The sequence below is a fragment of the Bradyrhizobium centrolobii genome, assembly GCF_001641635.1.
GTDB lineage: Bacteria > Pseudomonadota > Alphaproteobacteria > Rhizobiales > Xanthobacteraceae > Bradyrhizobium > Bradyrhizobium centrolobii.
This window is the reverse complement of the sequence record NZ_LUUB01000079.1, coordinates 516,838-535,223: the sequence shown is the minus strand read 5'-3', so window position 1 is coordinate 535,223 and position 18,386 is coordinate 516,838. Positions and strand designations below refer to the sequence as shown.

Below are 18,386 nucleotides of genomic sequence, written 5' to 3'. Positions count from 1 at the left end.
GGGTAGAGTCGAGATGTGGCGCGGTGGCGGTAGGCTGAACATATCTGTTTGCCGCCTCTTTCGTCTGGCGGTGCCTTAGTGGTTCACCCTTGGCTCCGTTTCCACATCCCGCTCATCGAACCGGACAGGCAGATTTCCCGCATCCGGCTCTCGGACAAGACTTCAAGCCTTCGCCCACGGCATGTCGCGCCCAAGCGCGGTTAGGCGTACGAGCCCGAAGTACCCATAGAGGTGCGAGAGTGGATAGGTCCCGCCCCTGCGTCGCCTGACCTTGTGCTTGAAGCGCAACCACCGGCGCAACCGCGCAGCCGCGTAGTTGTCGAGCGCCCGATACGCTTTGGTGACGGTGCCTACTTTGAAGTAGTTCGCCCATCCGCGCAGCGTGCGGTTCAACTGGCCTACGAGCTCCGTGGTCTCTTGCCAAGTTCCTGATCGGGCGGTGACCGTGTGAATGCTTTCGATCACGCGTTTGATGCTCTTGCGCGATGGCCGGTACCCCAGGCGCGCCTGGCCGGTTTTCGCTGAGTACATCCGCCCGAACGTGTAACCCAGGAAGTCGAACTCTCCTTCCGGCACCTTGCAGATTCGTGTCTTCTCCTCGTTGACCATCAGCTTCAGCCTTCCCATGATCCTGCGCAGTTGTCGCAAGGCCTCTTCAGCTTTGCCCCGCCTGCGCAGGATTACGAGATCGTCGGCGTAGGTCACGATACGAGAGCCGAGGCTTCGCTCCAGCCCGAGCATCTTCCATCCCAGCACAAACCGGCGCATGTAGAGGTTAGCCAGCAGTGGTGAGATGGGTGAGCCTTGCGGGATGCCGCGCCGGTTGTCCCGGGCCTCGGTCGTCCGTGTCTTTCGTCCTCGATCGTCGGTTTCCTCCACGGGACACTCCAGCCACATCTTGATCAGATGCAGCACGCGCCGATCCATGATCCGGCGCGCCACCGACTTGAGAAGGTCGGTATGCGGAATGCTCCCGAAGTAGTCCGCGAGGTCGGCGTCGACGACTTCCGGGTGACCACGGAACAGCTGCGCTTCCACCTCGACCACCGCCTGTTGGGCATTTCGCCCGGGACGGTAGGCATACTGCTCTGGTGGAAGATCGGCCTCGAAGATCGGTTCCAGCACCAGCATCGCTGCGGTCATGCAGACCCGATCACGCAAGGTCGAGATGCCCAATGGCCTGAGTTTGCCATTGGCCTTCGGTATGTACACTCTTCTGATAGGGTCCGGTCGATACGTCTCCTGCCTGAGCGCAAGCGCCAGTTCGCCAAGCCACCGCTGCACCCCATACGCCTCGATGTCCGCGAAGTCCTGACCGTCCACGCCCGGTGCGCCCTTGTTGGAGCGGCATTGGGCATAGGCATGGGCCAAGATGTCTTCCCGGCTGATCTTGTCGTACAGGGCGTAGAAGCGGTAGCCAGCTTCTGCCTTCGCTTTCGCGTGCAACGCCGTCTGCAGTTTCTGAACACTCTTCGGAGTTGATAGGTTGCCCAATCCCCAGGTCCCTCACCACGTCTTTGCGTTCGTCTTGAACTGAGGTCCCTTCCCTCCCCCGGCGTTACCCGGTTTCACCGGTACTACGAACCCCTCCGCATCCCCACGGCGCCCGGCCTATCCCTCGCGGGCGTCCGGTTGGTCATCCCTGACCACGTCGTGGGGCCTCCCGTGTTGCGTACGCTTTCCTTGTGTACATGCCGTCGCCACTACCCCGGCACAGCGACTGGAGGTATTGCTTCGCTCACTTCGCCCCAGTCGTGTCAGCCTTCCCTGATATGGCCGTCAGGTCGGCCTGTGCATCGTCCTTTTCGAGGCTTGCTCGGCGTTCACTCGCGTTACGGCCTGCACACTCGCGCGGTCACCGTATATCGTGACACGCTATCCGAAGGCTTCAGCCACTTCGTCACCTCCATAGCTGCTCCGGTTGCTTCCGGCTGGAGCGTTTGCCGGGTGGGGCTTGCACCCACTGGAAAGCGCCGCCTTATCACGGCGCACGCCACAAGCAGACATCATCAATTTCGCTTCCGCAGCCTTGGTCTTCGCTTTCTTTGCTTCGGCAATTCTTGAAAACGTCTGCGATGGGTGCGGCGCATCGGCATGCTGATTAACCTTAGGACCGTTGAAGGCCGACTTTGGAGAGTCCAACCAGTATTTTAAACACCATTGCGTTGAGTTTGTTGCGCGCGCCGCGAGCGGCCACGTCGCTGGGCCATTGTAATGAGCTTGCGCCACCTCATGTTTGTCCTGCGCGCGGCCAAGCCACCACGCCGCAATCCGGAAAGTTGCGACATGATGTCAGCTATGGGTTTTTAGCGCCGTTTTCACTCTTGCGCCCCATCGATGCTGATGTTCGGCAATGCACGGTCAAGACCCCGGTGGATGGAGGACCGGGATCTTACGCACGGGGTGAATTTCTATACTCATTGCGCTCAAGTTAAAGCCGGCTGGATTGACCATTGGATCGTCATCGCCCAGTGCGCCCTCGTTATGAACCCACACCTCTAGGGTATGCCACCCTACATTGAGTCGAAGGCGCGACAGGGAAAGGAAATGAGCTTGCGAAATCGAGAAGTCATGGGGTTGCTGGTAGTTGGAGACGATGTTGCCCGCAGGCAAAAATATTGCCCCATCGCCAGACCCAGGGGGTAAGGGATTTTTGTCAATAGTAAACTGACCAAAGTTATCGGCACTCCATTTCCCGTTGATTTGAATCCAATGCTGTGAAAGGTCGACTTCGACGTAGAAGCGCGTTTGGAAAACATAGACTGCGCTGGTGTCACCCTTGCCCGAAGCATCGGCCCAAACCCACCTGGAATCCGGTGTCCCAAAGTAGTTTCCAGCTTTCTGGTCAGTCAGGACGTAAACGTTTTGCGGGTTCGTGATGCCGGGCCCCTGAATGACCAACCAATGAGGATCAACTGGAGGATTAAGATTGTTCGGCACGAGCTGCTTCCCGTTTTCGTTAACGCCGGTGTTCCAAATCTTGTTGCTTACCATAGTTCCTCCTCTCTAGATATTTCCTGCTGGAGTTCAGAACGTAAAGCGTGAAGCTGGGTTTGCGGCCGAAGTCTAAGGGCGCTTGAGCGATACGAGGTGTGAAATTAGTCACATGAATCCGATCCACTGACACCAAAGTATTTTTTCACGCTAACCGGGCAATAGGGGAAATCTGTGCGAGGGGAAGAGAAGTTTCCAAAGCCGAAGTATATAGCCGGAAAAGTCGCGTCGCACACGCCCGGTTAGGGACACCCGGATATTCGTTGCTGCCGGATCATCTGTCGTAAGAGAGAGCGTCGCGCTCGAGGCGCCCGTCGTGGCTCCACCGGTGAAAGTCACATTGATGGTCGCAGAACCACCGTTGGCTGCTAGCGTAATTGTCGTGAAGGCACTGGGCGCTGCGATAACAAAAGTCCCACTGCCCGTCCTCCCAATGATCGCTGCGGCCGTAAGTCTGCGAGCGATCGAACCGGTATTCTTGAACGTGACGGACCTTGCGGCCGTCGCCAATACGACGACGCTACCAAAATCCAACAGACTAGAAGATGCGGTGACGTCAACCGTCTCAGCAATTCCGACAGTTGAAATGGACGCTAGATTGACGTCAGCGTGTCCTAGAGGCATCGCTGTCGACGCCGCGTCGAAGAACTGGAGCCTGCCGAGACTCGGGCCGAACGGCCCAGCCAGGGAACCGAGCGCAATAAACTTACCTTTGATTTTCGCAGTGGCACCACCGCCAGTTAGCCCTGCGAAGAACTGCGTGACGTTGGGCGCGCTGAAATCGATCAGCGCGACGTCTTCGGTATTGGTCGAGCCCGCAATGGCCAGCGGCATACTGACGCTCACGCTGGTGATGCCAGCCAGCAGTGTGGCGGTCTGAGTAGAAAGAACCGAGGCGCCGGAATCGAATAACCCGAACTGGGAGCCAAAGCCATCGCCGGCAACGATTCGCTGCGCGTTGGAGTCCGCATCCGCGGAGCCGATCGATGCAAACGTCGTGTTTATAGGTGTGACCACAGGGGACGCGCGATTCGAGAAGTCGATGAGAATGATCTGGCCGCTCGTCGGTCCGGCCGCGATGACTAGCGTGTCACTCAAGAACGCGACCGACGTGACCGCCCCCAGCCCCATGAGCATATCGTCTTTTTGGATGGTGACCCCAATCAGGGGCGTCGTCGCTTCGCTGACGACGGATGGCGTTGCGCCGCTCGCATCGATGAGTGCAACGCGCCCACCACTCGGGCTCGACAATTCGCCAACCGCCACGAGCTTGCCGTGTACGGCAAGTGCGCCTATTCCGCCAGTGAGTGGCGTAGTGACATTACCTTTTGACGTTGGTGCGCTCGGTTTGGTGACGTCGAACAGTGCCACGGCAGCGCCAGTGACGCCGGGAAGCTCAGCGCCGACGGCGAGCAGCCCGCCGTCGACGTCAACACGCGCGCCCGTTTGACCAATGTGCGGCGCCAGCATCTGCACCGAGGGGTTCGCCGGATCCGATGCATCCACGACGGCAACAGTGGTCGGATCCATGACGCTCGCGTTCTCAGTTCCTGCCACGACGATGCGTGCCATTTGAGTTCGCCCTCAAGGTTGATCAGGAGCTGGTGCAGGTCCCGACAACCATGCCGTGCCTATGCTACTCTAGATAGCAAGAACAAGCAACCCGCATCCGTGAACAACGGAAACCCGCAGGACATCCAGTTAACGTTCGAACTGCTTTCTCGTCGGATGGTTATCATCGGCGTGGGGTCCGGAGGCTGATCAGCACGGCAACTCTTTGATTGATTTCGTCGACGTTAAGGGGTCGTCCTTCGGCGTCGATTCACTCCTTTTGAGAATCGGCTTCGTCATGGGCCAACACGGACATTGCAATGCCAACGAGACGGCCAAAATAAAACCGCGGCCGACCTTGGGCAGCGTCGGCGGCGGCGTTATTGAGCCAAGTCATCGCACTAACGCCAGCGCGACAATCAAACTATGGGCTCGCATCACCAACAAAGCGTTGGCAAGCCGCGTCACCTACACAGTGGGTGGCTCTCGCAAAACAGGAAACGCTTCGCTTGAAAACACCATCAGGCGATGGACCTGGAGTCGTCCCAGCTATCGGCTACTTTGGCACAAAGCTGGCATTCAAACCGGCCGGGACCGCCGGTCACGGTTTCCGATACTGCGACTTGATACGTCGCGTCACAGTGAGGACACGTCACGTGTAGGATACGCAACGAGCATCGCATGGGAGGTATTGTGGCCAGCGAGATGGTCACGGTAGGGACGGCCGTTGCCAGCCGCCCCCCGTACAGATCCCGGCGTGCGCTGCTAACGCACCGGGCTCCTCCCTTGGGTTCTGGCGTCGAAGCGGTGACAAGGCAGCGGGTGTATCGTTCTAATTGGCGGAAAGAAGCGGGCGACGAACGGGATGAACCTCTCCCAGCTGAGGCGTGCCATTTGGCTGCGCCGCTTGAGCGACGCGAGCCAGAGCCGCTTCACCTTGTTGAAGAACCACCACAGGCTCGGGTGGTTACCCGAGACTGCGAAGTAGTTCAGATGCCCTTTCAGCATCTGTTTCACCCAGGCACCGGTTTTCGCGATTGGGTCGTGCATTATCCTGCGCAACTCGATCTTGATCGCCAGTAGCTTGGCTCGCATCCGCTTCTTGATCGTCTTGCGCCCGATGACGAAGGTGCCCCATTTGCGTGACCGCGTGCAGAAGTGCGTGAAGCCGAGGAAGTCGAAGGTTTCAGGCTTCCCCTCTCCTAGCTTCTCACGTTGCTTGGCCGCGTGGCGGCCAAAGCGGATCAGCCGGGTTTTGTCCGGGTGCAACGCCAGTTCGAACTTGCGCATTCGCTCCTTGAGATCGTCAAGGAACGCCCGTGCCTCGTGCTCATGCTGAAAGCCGACGATGGTGTCGTCCGCATAGCGGATGACGATCATGTCGCCCGACGCCTTTGTGAGGCGCCAGCGGTGGACCCACAGATCGAACACATAGTGCAGATAGACGTTCGCCAGAATCGGTGAGATCACCGCGCCTTGCGGAGCGCCACATACGCCACGTGTTCTGCGTCCATCTTCGACAGTGCCGACCTTGAGCCATTTTGCAATGAGGCGCAGGATACGCTTGTCCGCGATACGGTGCTCGAGGAAACGGATAATCCATGAGTGGGCCATGGCATCGAAGAAGCCCCGGATATCCGCGTCAAGCACCCAATTCACTTGCTTCCTGAGAATGCCGGCGTGGAGGGCGTCCAGCGCATCGTGCTGGCCGCGCCCCGGCCGGAATCCGTAGGAGAACCCGTGGAAGTCTTCCTCGTAGATTGCTTCGAGAACTGTCGCGACTGCCTGTTGGACGATTTTGTCCTCCAGGCACAGAATGCTCAGCGGTCGTTTCGAGCCATCAGCCTTCGGAATGTAGGTACGTCTGGCTGGACGCGCTCGGTAACTGCCCTGGTGCACTTTGTCGTGCAGGTCCTTTAGCTTCTCTTCGAGGTTCTCTCCGTAGGTCTGCCACGTCACGCCGTCGATGCCCGGCGCGGAGTCCCGTTCAAGCGACAGGTAGCTCCGCTTCAGAAGATCGATGGTGATGTGATGCAGCAGCGCAGTGAACCGTACAATCTTGCTCTGTCGCGCCGCTCGGCGCACGGCGATGAGTCCGTTCGACGCGGTGTCCCGGCGCAGTGTCCGGGCCGCGGCCGTCTCGCCGCCGTTTCCCTTGGGCGGGGTCCTTCCCTCCACGGCCTCCGCCGAGGGCAAGCCCTCTTTGTTCGGTCGCTTCTCGGGTACTATAACCCCGTCCGAATTCTCATCCGCGTGCATGTTCATCGTTCGGCTGTTGCCTTCATGAACCGGCCCGGCTTGCCTGCCCGGACGCGGATGAGACTTCCCAGGTTCCGTGCAAAGAACTTCTCCACGTGCACAAGGTCTCCGACTGCGCGAGGTTCTTCCCATGCAAGCCATTTCGCCATGGGACGATGTTGCCTTCTCTTCAGCAGAACGAGATCGGCACCTCGGAATTAGACCCGTTTCGCAGCTCAATACTTGGCCCGTGGTCGCCCCTGTGAACGCTTCACGTCGGCCCTCGCGGGACGCCGCGCATCACTCGGGGTCGGGGCGGATGGCTAGTCCTTACCCCATGGGGGACTTTCACCTCCTATTCTTTGCCAGCTTTCCTGGCGCACACCGCTATGGGTCATTTTCGGCGGATTGAGCGGGGGTCTTGGGTGGTTGATGTCCGCTTCTGCCCGTAAGCGCCGAACCGGGGCCTTGGCCCGGGAGCGTTGCGTTTGCCCGGATGCCCGTGATTCAAACTCCCAAGCCGGGGATCGAATCATGCGCTACGAACTCGCCGGCTATGAATGGCTTGCCAGCGAGCGGATTGGGGCAGCCTGCTGACCACGTCCACACATGGGCCCTTAACCGCCATCTTACTGGGCGTGGATTGAGTTCCACTTCTGACCCCAGCGCGGACTTTGGTCTTGCGCCATAACGTTCACTGCGACCAATCCGTCAATATTGCCAATGAACCTGTAGGCAGGCGGCGCTACTAACGGTGAGACACTTTGAGATATCGCTGTGCGCCCGATTCACGGCAGCCCTATTATCTATTTCAGCAGGCCATCTTCACGCCGAGGACGCTGTTAATGGTCAGTGGGCGTTTTGATATCGCCTATCGCATCGTCGCGATCGCGTTGTGTGTCTATTCCGGCCGCGAACTGTGGTATGGCCTCGTCGAGCGAAAAATCACGTTCATCAGTTCTGATCTTCTGGACTGGTCGAGGTGGTCGACGCAGGTTTTTCATAGAGACACCGAGCCAGTCCGGTACTGGATACAAATCAACGGCACGACATTCGGCATGGTAGCATGCTTCGTTGCTGCGATCATCGGGTGGTGGCAGCCAAACACCTGAGCATCCGCTGGTGGCCCAAGGGGGCTTTCGCGATGTTCGAAATTGCCCCACAGTGGACGAGCATTTGGTCGTCATTCGAACCATCAAACGGGTGATAAACCATGCTGGAAGCTGACAAGGTGTTCGCCGGCTCGATTCCGGAAAATTACGACCGCTACATGGTGCCGTTGATTTTCGAGCCGTACGCCGTGGATATTGCACGGCGCGCAGCGTCCTTGTCGCCAAGCGCCGTTTTGGAAACAGCAGCGGGCAGCGGGGTTGTCACCCGCGCCCTGACGCGAAGGCTGCCCCAAAGTGCTAGCTATATCGTAACCGACCTCAACCAGCCGATGATCGACTACGCCGCATCGCGACAACCTCCCGACGCTCGCATCAAGTGGCGCCAGGCGGATGCTCTGGCCCTGTCGTTTGAAAATGCGGCCTTCGATCTCGTGTGTTGCCAGTTCGGTGCGATGTTCTTTCCCGACCGCACATCCGGCTACCGCGAAGCAAGGCGAGTATATTTCCTTCGGGCCCAACGTGGACCTCTGGTGAGGTTCGCTATTGCGCCGCTATCGGGGGCACAGCCGACCTCATACGCGCCCTGACTGCCGCGCGATTTACGACTGCACGCCCTAGTCGTCGCGAACGGGCAGGGGGCGAAAGCTCAACCGTCCAGCTCGGCCTACTTCTCCGGACAGCGTGAATCCGCCGCTTGCTCTGCGCGTGCGAGGGCGGCCTCATTCGCCTTGTCTGCACGGATATCGATCGCCGCGTAGAGGCAGGCTCTCTCGCCATTGATCGCGAAGACGGAGAGTTCCTGTATCTCGCTCTCATCGTCGCCTTCGGGCCGACGCCAGGTTCGGATCACGGCGGCCTTTGGCACTCCGGTCCGCATGATCCACTGCACCTTGTCACCGAAGGCCTTGCCGGCGCCGCGCCATTGCGCCGTCGGTCCTTGTTGCTTCTCGATCGAGCGCCTGGGCGCGATCGTGAGCGACACGATGTTGCCTTCGTCGGCGAAACGCACCGCGTAGCCCGCCGGGCCCGGGCAGGTCCACAGGCCGAGCTCGTCCTTGGATTCGTCCTTGCAACCGGGCCCGCTCGCAGGCGTGAACTTCGTCTCTCCGAACGCGCCGTCAGCTCCGGCTATCGCGAGCACGGTTGCGAGCGCCATCATGTATCGCATGATTCCTTGCCTGGCATTGCTTGTTACGGGCTCGTCAGATCGCCGGTCCCGCTAGTCGAACCAGGCGGCGTAGATTTTCCTGTAGCTGCCGTCCTCCATGGAGATGTGCAGCCACTGGTCGACGAAGGCCTTCAGCGCCATGTCGCGCTGGAGCCAGTAGGCCTTCTCGGAGAAGTCGAATGGCTTGTCCGGATGCACCGCGCAGAGCACGCCGGAATGCTGCTTCTGCTGGTAGCGGGTCTCGGAGGCATCCGTCATCATCAGGTCGGCATGACCCTTGGCGATCTCGTCGAAGATCACGGTGTTGTCGGGGAAGACGTTGATCTCGGCGTCCTTGATGTTGGCCCGTGCGAAGCGCTCGTTGGTGCCGCCGGGATTGACGATCACGCGGGTGCCTTTCTTGTCGATGTCGGCGAGTGTCTGGTACTTGCCGACATCGGCGCAGCGGGCAATCGGCGTCTTGCCCTCGCGCATGATCGGCGTGGAGAAAAAACCCTTCTTCTGGCGGTCGAGGGTGACCGAGACGCCGCCCATGGCGATGTCGAACTGGTCGGCCTCGAAATCCTTCATCAGATTCGGCCAGGCTGTCGGCACGAATTCGACCTTGACGCCGAGCGCCTTGCCCAGCGCCTCCGCCATGTCGACGTCGAAGCCGCGAAATTGCTGCGTGGTCTTGTCCAGAAAAGTGAAGGGCATGTAGTCGCCGGTCATGCCGACGCGCAAGGTCCCGCGCTTGATGATCTCGTCCAGGCGCGAGGGCGCCGCCTGCTGCGCATGTGCCGAGAAATTCGCCAGCAGCACCACGGCCAAAGCCGACAAGATTCGAACGAGCATGTCTTTTCTACCCCTGCGCGAGCTGTCATTGTGCAACTCGTGAGGTGTGGATTTAGACCAGACGCCAATCGCTGGCGAGATGGAATTGAAAGGAATTCAGAGGTGGCGATCTCAATGTACGAGGCCTCGGTCGGCCTCTTTGTCCCGAACCTGCGCAACCTATCCGGACTGCTCGACAAGGGCGTCGCCTATGCCGAGGCTCGCAAGTTCAATCCGACAATTCTGCTCGGCATGCGCCTGGCGCCGAAATGTACGACCTGGCGCAGCAGGTCGGCGAGGCCTGCCGTCACGCGGTGATCGCCCCGGCGTTGCTGGCGCAGCGCGAGCCGGTTGGGCTGCCGCCGCTGGAGCACGACATGGCCGGACTTCAGGCGCGAATTGCGACCTCGATCGAGTTCATCGAAAGCCTGCCGCGCGCCGAGATCGACGCCGCGGCCGAGCGGAATGTCGCCTTCAGGCTGAAGAGCGGGACGGAGCTGCCCTTCACCGGACGCACCCTGCTGTTGACGTTCAGCGTGCCGCAGTTCTTCTTCCACGTGACGACGGCCTACGACCTCCTGCGGCACGCCGGCGTCGAACTCGTGAAGAAGGACTATCTCGGGCGGAGGTAAGCCTAAGCTTCGCCCTTGCGTTCGAATTCGGCCAGCGAGCTGCGGCCGGCGATCTCGCTGCGCAGGATCTCGAAGCGCCGATGCGCCTCGTCCTCGTGCTCGTCGACGAAACGCACCGCGGCCTCGCTGGTCATGGGGCCACTGATCACGGGGGCTGACTGCTCGCCGATGGTCTCGTGCACGTAATACTGGCCGTCATCGCCGCGATGGACCGTCCATTTGAGACGGATCGCCACCATCGGTCCGGGGCCGACCTTGCTGTAGCCGTCGGCATCGGCCGGCTCCGGCACCAGCGGCTGTTCGTCGACGACCGGATGCTCGTCATGCTCGTCAGCGACGGGACGTTCGTCGGCGACAGGCTGCTCGGCCCCGCGGGCGGCAGCCGGCTCGGGCTCGAGGATGCTGGCAATGGTCGCCAGCGCGGTATCGGTCGGGTCGATTTCTGACAAGGGTTCATCCTCCAGCTCGACGCGGCCGGCAGATCTGTCCCAATGCCGGCGCGGCCGACCTTATTACGCGCGTTTGATTAAGGCTGAGTTTGGGCTCGAATTGCACCAAAATGGGACGTATTCTGGCGTTCCGAAGGCGGGCGGATGTGCCGCCCGCCTGCCGGTTTGGCTTAGCCCAGCACGTCCTGATTGATGATGTTCTGCCGGATCGGATCGCCGTCCAGCACACTCAGGATGTTGCGCGCGGTCTGCTCGCTCATGCGGTTCACGGCCTCGACGGTGACGCCGGCGACGTGCGGGGCCATGATGACGTTCGGCAGCGCGAACAACGCGTTGCTGACGGGCGGCGGCTCCACCTCGAACACGTCGATGCCGGCACCGGCGAGCTTTCCCGAGACCAGCGCTTCATACAGTGCCGTCTCCTTCACGATGCCGCCGCGCGCGGTGTTGATGAGATAGGCCCGCGGCTTCATGCGGCCGATCCGTGCCGCATTGAACATGCCGACCGTTTCCGGCGTCTTCGGACAGTGGATGGTGACGAAGTCGGCCTGAGGCAGCGCGGCGTCAAGATCGGCGACCGGTTCGCAACCGGCTGCCTTGATCTCGGCAGCCGGCTTGTAGGGATCGTAGACCTGAACGTTCATTTCCATCGCCAGGCAGCGCTTGGCGGTTCGGCTGCCGATGCGGCCGAAGCCGACGATCAGGACGGTCTTGCCGTAGAGGTCGAATGGCAGCATGCCGAGCCGCTCTGCCCATTGGCCGTCCTTGACGCAGCTGTGCATCTCCTGCGCGCGTTTGGCGAGGGTCAGCATCATGAACAGCGCCTGTTCAGCGACCGATGGTGAGTTCGCGGAGCCGGCGACCATCAGCGGTACCTTGCGGCGGGAGAGGGCGGGCACGTCGACCGCGTCGTAACCGACGCCGATGCGCGTCACCACCTTCATGTCCCTGGACGCCTCGAGTTCGGTCTCGCCGAAGGCGGTCGCGCCAAGGGCCACGCCATGGACCGGCGCATGGCTCTTCAGCATCGCCTCGAAATCCCCAGCGGAGATCAGGTTCGGAAACTCGACGAGCTCGATATCGTCCCGCTCGGTGAGAAGGGCGCGTGCCCCTTGCGACAAAGTTTGCGTGACAAAAATCTTCTTCTTGTTGGTCGCCATCGTCCCCTGCCTGCGCGAGTTTCTTGTCCGGCCGTCACAACACGACGCCGGTCGCCTCGTTTAGCAGGTGCATGTTGTTGAGGTCCATCGCCAAACGCATGGGAGACCCGTCCTTGGCGCCGGCATTGGGGTTGACGCGGCCGCAGATGGGCGTGCCGTTGAGCCCGAAATAGACCAGCGTCTCCATGCCCATCGGCTCGGTGACGTCGAGCACGGTGTCGAAGGTCTCGACGCCCGGCTCCAGATGCGCGTGCGACTCGGTGAGGTGCTCGGGCCGGATGCCGAGCAGCAGCTTGTCGGTGCGGGGCAGCGCGTTGTAGCGGGCGGCACGGGCCGGCGGCAGCGTAAAGGCGATGCGGTCGGTCAGGCGGATCTGGAGCGAGCCGCCGACATCCTCCAGCCGGCAGGGGACGAAATTCATCGCGGGCGAGCCGATGAACCCGGCCACGAAGCGCGTCGCCGGCTTGTGGTAGAGCTCGTTCGGCGTGCCGATCTGCTCGATGCATCCCTTGTTCATCACCACCACGCGATCGGCGAGCGTCATCGCCTCGACCTGGTCGTGGGTGACGTAGACCGTCGTGGTGCGCACCTTCTGGTGCACCTTTTTGATCTCGATCCGCATCTGCACGCGCAGCTTGGCGTCGAGGTTGGACAGTGGCTCGTCGAACAGGAAGACCTTGGGATTGCGCACGATGGCCCGTCCCATCGCGACGCGCTGGCGCTGGCCGCCCGACAGCTGCTTCGGCTTGCGGTCGATCAGGTCGGTGATGTCGAGGAGGCGAGCGGCTTCCGTCACCCGCTCCTTGATCTCGGCCTTGGGATAGTGCTTCAGGCGCAGGCCGAACGACATGTTCTCGGCGACCGTCATGTGCGGATAGAGCGCGTAGTTCTGGAACACCATCGCGATGTCGCGGTCCTTGGGCGGCACGTCGTTGACGACGTCGCCGCCGATCAGGATGTCGCCGTCGCTGATGTCCTCCAGCCCTGCGATCATCCGCAGCGTCGTCGACTTGCCGCAGCCCGACGGCCCCACCAGCACGATGAACTCATGGTCGGCGATTTCGAGATCGATGCCGCGCACAGCCTCAACATCGTCGTAACGCTTGACTACCTTACGCAGAGAAACGTCAGCCATGAAACTTCAACCTCTCGATATCAACCCTTTGTCGCACCGGCGGTCAGGCCGGCAATGTAGTAGTCCATGAGAAAGGCGTAGATGATCAGCGGCGGCGCTGCGCCGAGCAGCGCGCCGGTCATGATCTGGCCCCAGTTGAACACGTCCCCCTTGATCAGCGTCGTGGTGATGCCGACCGGCAGCACGAGCTGGTCGATGGAGGTCGTGAACACCAGCGGATAGAGGAACTGGGCCCAGGACACCGTGAAGGCGAAGATGGTCGCGGCGATCAGGCCAGGGAGCGCAACCGGGATGAATATCCGAGTCAGGGTCTGGAGCCAGGAGGCTCCGTCGATGATCGCGGCCTCATCAAGCTCCTTCGGGATCGAGGCGAAATAGCCGATCATGATCCAGGTGCAGAACGGCACCGTCAGCGTCGGATAGACGAACAGCAACACATACCATCGATTGAGCAGTGTGATGCCTGTCAGATCCTGAATCAGCGCGAACATCTTGAACAGCGGAATGAACAGCAGGCTGTCCGGGATCAGATAGGTCAGGAACACGCCTGTGGCGAGCGTCGCCGAGCCCCAGAACTTCATCCGCGCGAGCGCAAACGCGGCCGGAACGCTGATCAGCATGGTGACGATCACGACCACGATCGAGACCATGGCGGAGTTCCAGAAGAAGCGCAAAAACTGGTTCGAGGTCAGGAGCTCGACATAGTTCGACAGCGTGGGATGAAACACCCACCAGGGATTGGTCGCCGCCGAGATTTCCGCGCTGCTCTTGAGCGAGGTGATCAGCATGTAGATCGGCGGCGTCAGCGAGAAGATCACAAACACCACCAGGAAGAAATAGGACCAGCGCAGCGCCCAGGCGCGGTCCCGGCTCATGCTGCCATATTTAACCTTGCGCCGGGGGCCGGCCTTGTCGATCGCGATCGTGCTCATCACGCCTCATTTCCGCGTTTATTGACGTCGCGCAGGATGAAGATCGCCGCGACGGCGAGGATGGGGACCATGAACAGCGAGACGCTGGCCCCGAGCGGAATGTCGCTGCTCTCGATGCCGACCCGGAACGCGTAGGTGGCAAAGATCTGGGTCTGGTCGAGCGGCCCGCCCGAGGTCAGGATGCGGACGATGTCGAAATTGGCGAAGGTGACGATCAGCGAGAACAGTGTCGTGATCGCGATGATGTTGCGCATCATCGGCAGCGTCACGTACCAGATGCGCTGCCACCAATTGGCGCCGTCGATCGCGGCCGCCTCGTAGAGCTGGTCCGGTACCGATTTCAGCGCCGCCAGATACATGATCATGAAGAACGGCGCGCCGTACCAGACGTTGACCAGGATGATAGAGAAGCGCGCCCACGCGGCATCGCCGAGCCAGTTGACGGGACCGATGCCGAACAATGAGAGCGTGTAGTTGAACGCGCTGTAGGAGGGATCGAACAGCCATAGCCAGGCGAGTGTGCTCATCGCGGGCGGGATCACCCAGGGTACCAGCAGCATGCCGCGCCATTTGCGCTGGCCCTTGGCGGGTATGTTGTGGACGAAATGCGCGACGATGAAGCCGATCAGCGCCTTGAAGATCACGGCGGTGATCGCGAAGATGCATGACTGCTTCACCACCATCCAGAACGTTTCGCGCTTGAACAAGAAGGTAAAGTTGCCGAAGCCGACAAACTTCTGCATCGACTTGTTCAGCGTCGCGAGGTGAATTGAGAAGAGAGCAGGGTAGAGCACCAGCAGCGCAATCAAGAGGATCAGCGGCAGCGTCAGGAAGAACGCCACGGTCGATTTCCGCTTCAACGCGTTGTGCAGGCTCGTCCGTTTGCGTGCGCCCGTCGCGCCGGCGACGCGACCGTGCTCAACGACGACATCGGCCATGTCAGTTTCCTTGGGTCAAGTTTCCTTAAGATGTCCAACGGTGAAGCCGGCACCGCGTGTCGGCCCCATCTGCTCACGTCCATCGTACGTCGGGTTGCCCTGGCGGCGCACGCTGGAATGCGTGAACCGCCGCGGCAGACCCCGGCTTAACTTCGCATGAAGCCTTCGCACTCGCCCTCGGCCCAGGCGAGTGTGGTCTCCATCTTTTCTCCTTGCGCGAAGCGCAGCGCCATCTTGGTCAGGGTCGCCTGCGCGTAGATCTGCTGGGCGATCTTTGGCGGCGCAGGTGAAGCCGCAATCGACAGCGTCTGATGATTGTAGGGATTTGGATAATGATAGAGCGTGCCCTTCGGCGGCCCTTCCTCGGCCCAGGTCTTCAGCGTCGTCATGTTCGCGTAGGCCGGCAGGTCGTAGCCGCCGCTCGCCGCGACGAACTTTTCGATGGATGACGGCTGCGACAAATAGGCGAGCAGGCTCTTGGCCGCTTCCTTGTTCTTGGAGAAGCTCCAGAGGCCCCAGAAATAGGGCAGGAACGGCGCAAAGCGGCCCTTGGGACCCGCCGGGAAGCCGTGGGTCCAGCACTGCTCGGCGACCTGCGGCGCGTCGCGCTTGGCGACCGCCCAGGCGCTCGGCGGATTCATGATGAGGGCACCACGGCCGGATATCAGCCATTTGTTGTTCGAGGCGTCGTCCCAGGACGGTGCGTCCGGCGGCAGGAAGGCGATCAGCTTCTTGTAGTATTCGAGCGCCTGGCGGACCTGATCGGTCTTCACCGTGAGGTCGCCCTTGGCATTGACGAGCTCGGCGCCGAACGACTGGAAGATGGCGCCCGCCGTATCGACGCTGTCGGTGGTCTCGCCGAGACCGATGCCGAACGCGAAGCCCGCCTTCTGGCATGCTTCCGCCGCCTTCAGGAAAGTGTCCATGGTCCAGTTGTCGGCCTTCGGCGGTGCGCCCGCCGGGTACATCTCCTGAACGTCGATGCCTGCGTATTTCTTCATCAGGTCGATGCGGGAGCAGGGCCCCTTGATCTGGCTTCCCGGGGTCGCGGGGACCGCAAGCCATTTGCCGGCGGCCTGGCCGAGATATTTCACGGTGCCGTTCACATCACCGTTCTGCTTGATCGCTGGCTCCACGACGTCATTCACCGGTTCCAGCTGCTCGGCATAAGCATGCGGCCACCAAGTGTACATCTGAAGAATGTCATGACCGGATTTGGCCTGCGCTTCGGCGGCGACAGTCAGCTCGATCTTCTTGTTGTTACTGGTGATGTAGTCGATGGAAACCTCGACCTTCTCTTTCGCCGCCCACTCGTTGACGAGATCGGTCGAGGTCTTGTTGGCGCCGGGAACCCAGTGGTCCCAGAAGCCGATGGATAGCTTACCGGCGGCGTAGGCGCCGCGCACATAGGGCGCTGTGATCAGCGCCGCGGAGGACATCGCAGTTGCGGCCACAAATTGGCGTCGCGTCAGTTTCTTGCGTGACATCTCGTTTCCTCACTCGGGTGTTTATTGTTGGAGTTTCCTCTTCGGTCTTGTTTGAGTTTCTTGTTTTGGATTTTCTTTTTTGGTCCGTCACCCCGTGATTCATCACGCAAGGCGCGGAAGTTGGTAGCGCGATCAGACCATGATTGTTCGCGTCTGTCGAGAAATCCGAACGGCTCGTTGTCTAGAACTAACGTTGTGTCCGGACGATGCGACGGTGCTGAACCGCCTCGGCTGATTTTGCGACGCACACTGTGAACGAAGGGGTCGACGATGATCCGTGCGCAATTACGCCGCAGTTCCGAATAAGCCTACATAACCGCTTCGCGCGAAAGACTTTTCGGGCGGGGACTGCAATTGTCTGCACCTGGACCTCGAAGCGGCGAAAACGATAGAGTTGCAACCGGCGGGTGGCTCCCACCCAAAAGGCCGATCAGATCGACGATGGAGACCAGAATGATTAACCCGGCGCCCCCAGCGAGGCTTGGCCTGCGACGATGGTTCGCGCTCGGGTCCGTGCTCGCGTTGCTGTTCGGCGCGGCTGCCGTCGCGAATGCTCAAGGTTTGGTCAAAGGTGTTCAGGATGGCGCTGCGGCCGGCAACAAGGCGGCCGGTCCGGTCGGCGGCGTGCTGGGCGGCGCGATCGGCGGCGTCGTCGGCGTCTTCACCGGCGTGCTCGGGGTCGGCAACAACAACAGCAACCAGGCGCCCGCGGCCAAGGATGCGACCAAGGATGCCAAGCAGCAGGGTACCGGCAAGGACAAGGATGCCAAGGATGTGAAGAGCAGCGCCAAGGCGGGCAAGGCCGCCAAGGCAACCAAGGAAGCCAAGAATTCGCCGCAGGACAGCAAGCAGGACAACAAGGACGTCACGGTCCTCACCCAGGACGGGGCGCCGCAACTCACCGCCGATCAGATCGTCGCCAACAGCGACTCTTATATCGAGCGGATCAAAACCGAATTGAACCTCACGCCCGACCAGGAGAAGCATTGGTACGGTTTCTCCAGCGCGATGCACTACCTGGGGCATAATGGTGCAGAGCGGCTAAACCTGCGGATAGCACGCGCCAAGCGGGATCCGCCGGACGACATCATCGAGCAGATGCGCAACGAGGCCCAATTCCTGATCGATCGCGCGGCCGACCAGCGCAACGTCGCCGATGCCGCGGAACCGCTGTATTCGAGCCTCGACGACAAGCAGAAGGAAGTCTTCATCCAGGAGATGGTGCGCCTGAGCCACGAGCGCGGACTGGATTGATCAACTTGAATCGTATTGGGCGCGCCCGAATTAACGGCGCGCGCCACGAATTCGTGAATCCTCGCCGCACTTCGGTTATGATTAGCTTCGCGTGATCGCTGCGGGGTTGATATGGCGGGCGGACTCTCCGTTTTCCTGGTTGAAGACGAGGCGTTGATCCGGATGATGATCGCCGACATGGTGGAGGAGCTTGGCCACCACGTCGTCGCAGAGGCGGACAATGTCCGGGACGCGAGCGCGTTCGCCATGACCGCGCAGTACGATTTCGCGATCCTCGACATCAATCTCATGGGCGTCTACGTCGACCCTGTCGCCGATCTGATCGAGCGGCGGGGNGGGGCAAGCCGTTTCTGTTCGCGACGGGCTATGGGCCGGAATTGCTGCCGTCACTACTCCGGCGCAGACCGATCCTGCGCAAGCCAATCGCCATCGACCAGCTCAAGGCCATGATCGACTCGCTGTTTCCCGAAGCGTCCGCCAAGGTCCCGCACTGACCGTGCCCGACCTCGCGCGGGCGGCGAAT

The 18,386-nt window shown here is 60.9% G+C and carries 16 protein-coding genes and 3 pseudogenes; 6 read left to right on the top strand and 13 right to left on the bottom strand.

Annotated features, from left to right (window positions below; genetic code table 11):
* Window positions 1–162 precede the first annotated feature (162 nt).
* From ltrA (AYJ54_RS28775) to ltrA (AYJ54_RS28760), 5 genes are all read right to left on the bottom strand, one after another.
* Complete coding sequence (ltrA, locus tag AYJ54_RS28775) at window positions 163–1,446, bottom strand: group II intron reverse transcriptase/maturase (protein ID WP_201724175.1); 1,284 nt, start codon at window positions 1,444–1,446, stop codon at window positions 163–165.
* 429 nt (window positions 1,447–1,875) lie between these two features.
* Complete coding sequence (locus AYJ54_RS49855; protein ID WP_136623991.1) at window positions 1,876–2,229, bottom strand: hypothetical protein; 354 nt, start codon at window positions 2,227–2,229, stop codon at window positions 1,876–1,878.
* 132 nt (window positions 2,230–2,361) lie between these two features.
* Window positions 2,362–2,994, bottom strand: a complete 633-nt coding sequence (locus AYJ54_RS28770) for a hypothetical protein (protein ID WP_063704229.1) — start codon at window positions 2,992–2,994, stop codon at window positions 2,362–2,364.
* Between the two features lie 150 nt (window positions 2,995–3,144).
* Entirely contained in the window at window positions 3,145–4,566 is a 1,422-nt protein-coding gene (locus AYJ54_RS28765; protein ID WP_063704227.1) for a hypothetical protein, read from the bottom strand.
* Window positions 4,567–5,310: 744 nt separating this feature from the next.
* Window positions 5,311–6,810 carry a group II intron reverse transcriptase/maturase gene (ltrA, locus tag AYJ54_RS28760; RefSeq protein ID WP_347337235.1) on the bottom strand — a complete coding sequence of 500 codons (1,500 nt, stop codon included), beginning with the start codon at window positions 6,808–6,810 and terminating at the stop codon, window positions 5,311–5,313.
* An 818-nt stretch (window positions 6,811–7,628) separates the two neighbouring features.
* Between ltrA (AYJ54_RS28760) and AYJ54_RS28755 the strand changes: the two genes are divergently transcribed.
* Entirely contained in the window at window positions 7,629–7,895 is a 267-nt protein-coding gene (locus tag AYJ54_RS28755) for a hypothetical protein (protein ID WP_063704225.1), read from the top strand.
* A 101-nt stretch (window positions 7,896–7,996) separates the two neighbouring features.
* Window positions 7,997–8,395 (top strand): annotated as a pseudogene (locus AYJ54_RS28750) (class I SAM-dependent methyltransferase); the annotation flags it as partial.
* Window positions 8,396–8,559: 164 nt separating this feature from the next.
* On the opposite strand, the gene AYJ54_RS28745 reads toward AYJ54_RS28750, so the two are convergent.
* A complete protein-coding gene (locus tag AYJ54_RS28745) occupies window positions 8,560–9,063 on the bottom strand; it encodes a hypothetical protein (RefSeq protein WP_245329154.1) in 504 nt (167 codons plus the stop codon).
* Between the two features lie 51 nt (window positions 9,064–9,114).
* Window positions 9,115–9,897 carry a transporter substrate-binding domain-containing protein gene (locus AYJ54_RS28740; protein WP_063704223.1) on the bottom strand — a complete coding sequence of 261 codons (783 nt, stop codon included), beginning with the start codon at window positions 9,895–9,897 and terminating at the stop codon, window positions 9,115–9,117.
* A 114-nt stretch (window positions 9,898–10,011) separates the two neighbouring features.
* On the opposite strand from AYJ54_RS28740, the pseudogene AYJ54_RS28735 reads away from it, so the two are divergent.
* A pseudogene (locus tag AYJ54_RS28735) lies at window positions 10,012–10,508 on the top strand (DUF1993 domain-containing protein).
* A gap of 2 nt (window positions 10,509–10,510) precedes the next feature.
* Here AYJ54_RS28735 and AYJ54_RS51470 read toward each other — a convergent pair.
* The 6 genes from AYJ54_RS51470 to AYJ54_RS28705 all read right to left on the bottom strand — a co-directional run bounded on the left by AYJ54_RS51470 (window position 10,511) and on the right by AYJ54_RS28705 (window position 16,609).
* Window positions 10,511–10,957: a hypothetical protein gene (locus tag AYJ54_RS51470; protein ID WP_063704221.1), complete on the bottom strand. Its 447-nt coding sequence runs from the start codon at window positions 10,955–10,957 to the stop codon at window positions 10,511–10,513.
* A gap of 170 nt (window positions 10,958–11,127) precedes the next feature.
* Window positions 11,128–12,117, bottom strand: a complete 990-nt coding sequence (locus AYJ54_RS28725) for a hydroxyacid dehydrogenase (protein ID WP_063704219.1) — start codon at window positions 12,115–12,117, stop codon at window positions 11,128–11,130.
* A gap of 34 nt (window positions 12,118–12,151) precedes the next feature.
* Complete coding sequence (locus tag AYJ54_RS28720) at window positions 12,152–13,252, bottom strand: ABC transporter ATP-binding protein (RefSeq protein ID WP_063704216.1); 1,101 nt, start codon at window positions 13,250–13,252, stop codon at window positions 12,152–12,154.
* A 20-nt stretch (window positions 13,253–13,272) separates the two neighbouring features.
* Window positions 13,273–14,184, bottom strand: a complete 912-nt coding sequence (locus AYJ54_RS28715; RefSeq protein ID WP_063704215.1) for a carbohydrate ABC transporter permease — start codon at window positions 14,182–14,184, stop codon at window positions 13,273–13,275.
* Window positions 14,184–15,122: a carbohydrate ABC transporter permease gene (locus tag AYJ54_RS28710; RefSeq protein ID WP_063704213.1), complete on the bottom strand. Its 939-nt coding sequence runs from the start codon at window positions 15,120–15,122 to the stop codon at window positions 14,184–14,186. The genes AYJ54_RS28715 and AYJ54_RS28710 overlap by 1 nt, the downstream gene beginning before the upstream one ends.
* Before the next feature lie 146 nt (window positions 15,123–15,268).
* On the bottom strand, window positions 15,269–16,609 hold the full coding sequence (locus tag AYJ54_RS28705; RefSeq protein WP_063704211.1) for an ABC transporter substrate-binding protein: 1,341 nt from the start codon (window positions 16,607–16,609) through the stop codon (window positions 15,269–15,271).
* A 453-nt stretch (window positions 16,610–17,062) separates the two neighbouring features.
* Between AYJ54_RS28705 and AYJ54_RS28700 the strand changes: the two genes are divergently transcribed.
* The 3 genes and pseudogenes from AYJ54_RS28700 to AYJ54_RS52845 form a co-directional block, all read left to right on the top strand.
* Entirely contained in the window at window positions 17,063–17,863 is an 801-nt protein-coding gene (locus tag AYJ54_RS28700; protein WP_063704209.1) for a Spy/CpxP family protein refolding chaperone, read from the top strand.
* A 111-nt stretch (window positions 17,864–17,974) separates the two neighbouring features.
* Window positions 17,975–18,198: pseudogene (locus AYJ54_RS52850) on the top strand (response regulator); the annotation flags it as partial.
* A gap of 1 nt (window position 18,199) precedes the next feature.
* The coding region (locus AYJ54_RS52845) for a response regulator (RefSeq protein WP_488226335.1) at window positions 18,200–18,357 on the top strand (158 nt) is incomplete at its 5' end.
* Window positions 18,358–18,386: the final 29 nt, after the last annotated feature.

What these genes read in the sequence shown, in the direction of transcription:
- AYJ54_RS28770 (WP_063704229.1), bottom strand. Translation starts at nt 2,994, where the DNA reads ATGGTAAGCAACAAGATTTGGAACACCGGCGTTAACGAAAACGGGAAG.
- AYJ54_RS28765 (WP_063704227.1), bottom strand. Translation starts at nt 4,566, where the DNA reads ATGGCACGCATCGTCGTGGCAGGAACTGAGAACGCGAGCGTCATGGAT.
- ltrA (WP_347337235.1), bottom strand. Translation starts at nt 6,810, where the DNA reads ATGAACATGCACGCGGATGAGAATTCGGACGGGGTTATAGTACCCGAG.
- AYJ54_RS28755 (WP_063704225.1), top strand. Translation starts at nt 7,629, where the DNA reads ATGGTCAGTGGGCGTTTTGATATCGCCTATCGCATCGTCGCGATCGCG.
- AYJ54_RS28745 (WP_245329154.1), bottom strand. Translation starts at nt 9,063, where the DNA reads ATGCGATACATGATGGCGCTCGCAACCGTGCTCGCGATAGCCGGAGCT.
- AYJ54_RS28740 (WP_063704223.1), bottom strand. Translation starts at nt 9,897, where the DNA reads ATGCTCGTTCGAATCTTGTCGGCTTTGGCCGTGGTGCTGCTGGCGAAT.
- AYJ54_RS28725 (WP_063704219.1), bottom strand. Translation starts at nt 12,117, where the DNA reads ATGGCGACCAACAAGAAGAAGATTTTTGTCACGCAAACTTTGTCGCAA.
- AYJ54_RS28720 (WP_063704216.1), bottom strand. Translation starts at nt 13,252, where the DNA reads ATGGCTGACGTTTCTCTGCGTAAGGTAGTCAAGCGTTACGACGATGTT.
- AYJ54_RS28715 (WP_063704215.1), bottom strand. Translation starts at nt 14,184, where the DNA reads ATGAGCACGATCGCGATCGACAAGGCCGGCCCCCGGCGCAAGGTTAAA.
- AYJ54_RS28710 (WP_063704213.1), bottom strand. Translation starts at nt 15,122, where the DNA reads ATGGCCGATGTCGTCGTTGAGCACGGTCGCGTCGCCGGCGCGACGGGC.
- AYJ54_RS28705 (WP_063704211.1), bottom strand. Translation starts at nt 16,609, where the DNA reads ATGTCACGCAAGAAACTGACGCGACGCCAATTTGTGGCCGCAACTGCG.
- AYJ54_RS28700 (WP_063704209.1), top strand. Translation starts at nt 17,063, where the DNA reads ATGATTAACCCGGCGCCCCCAGCGAGGCTTGGCCTGCGACGATGGTTC.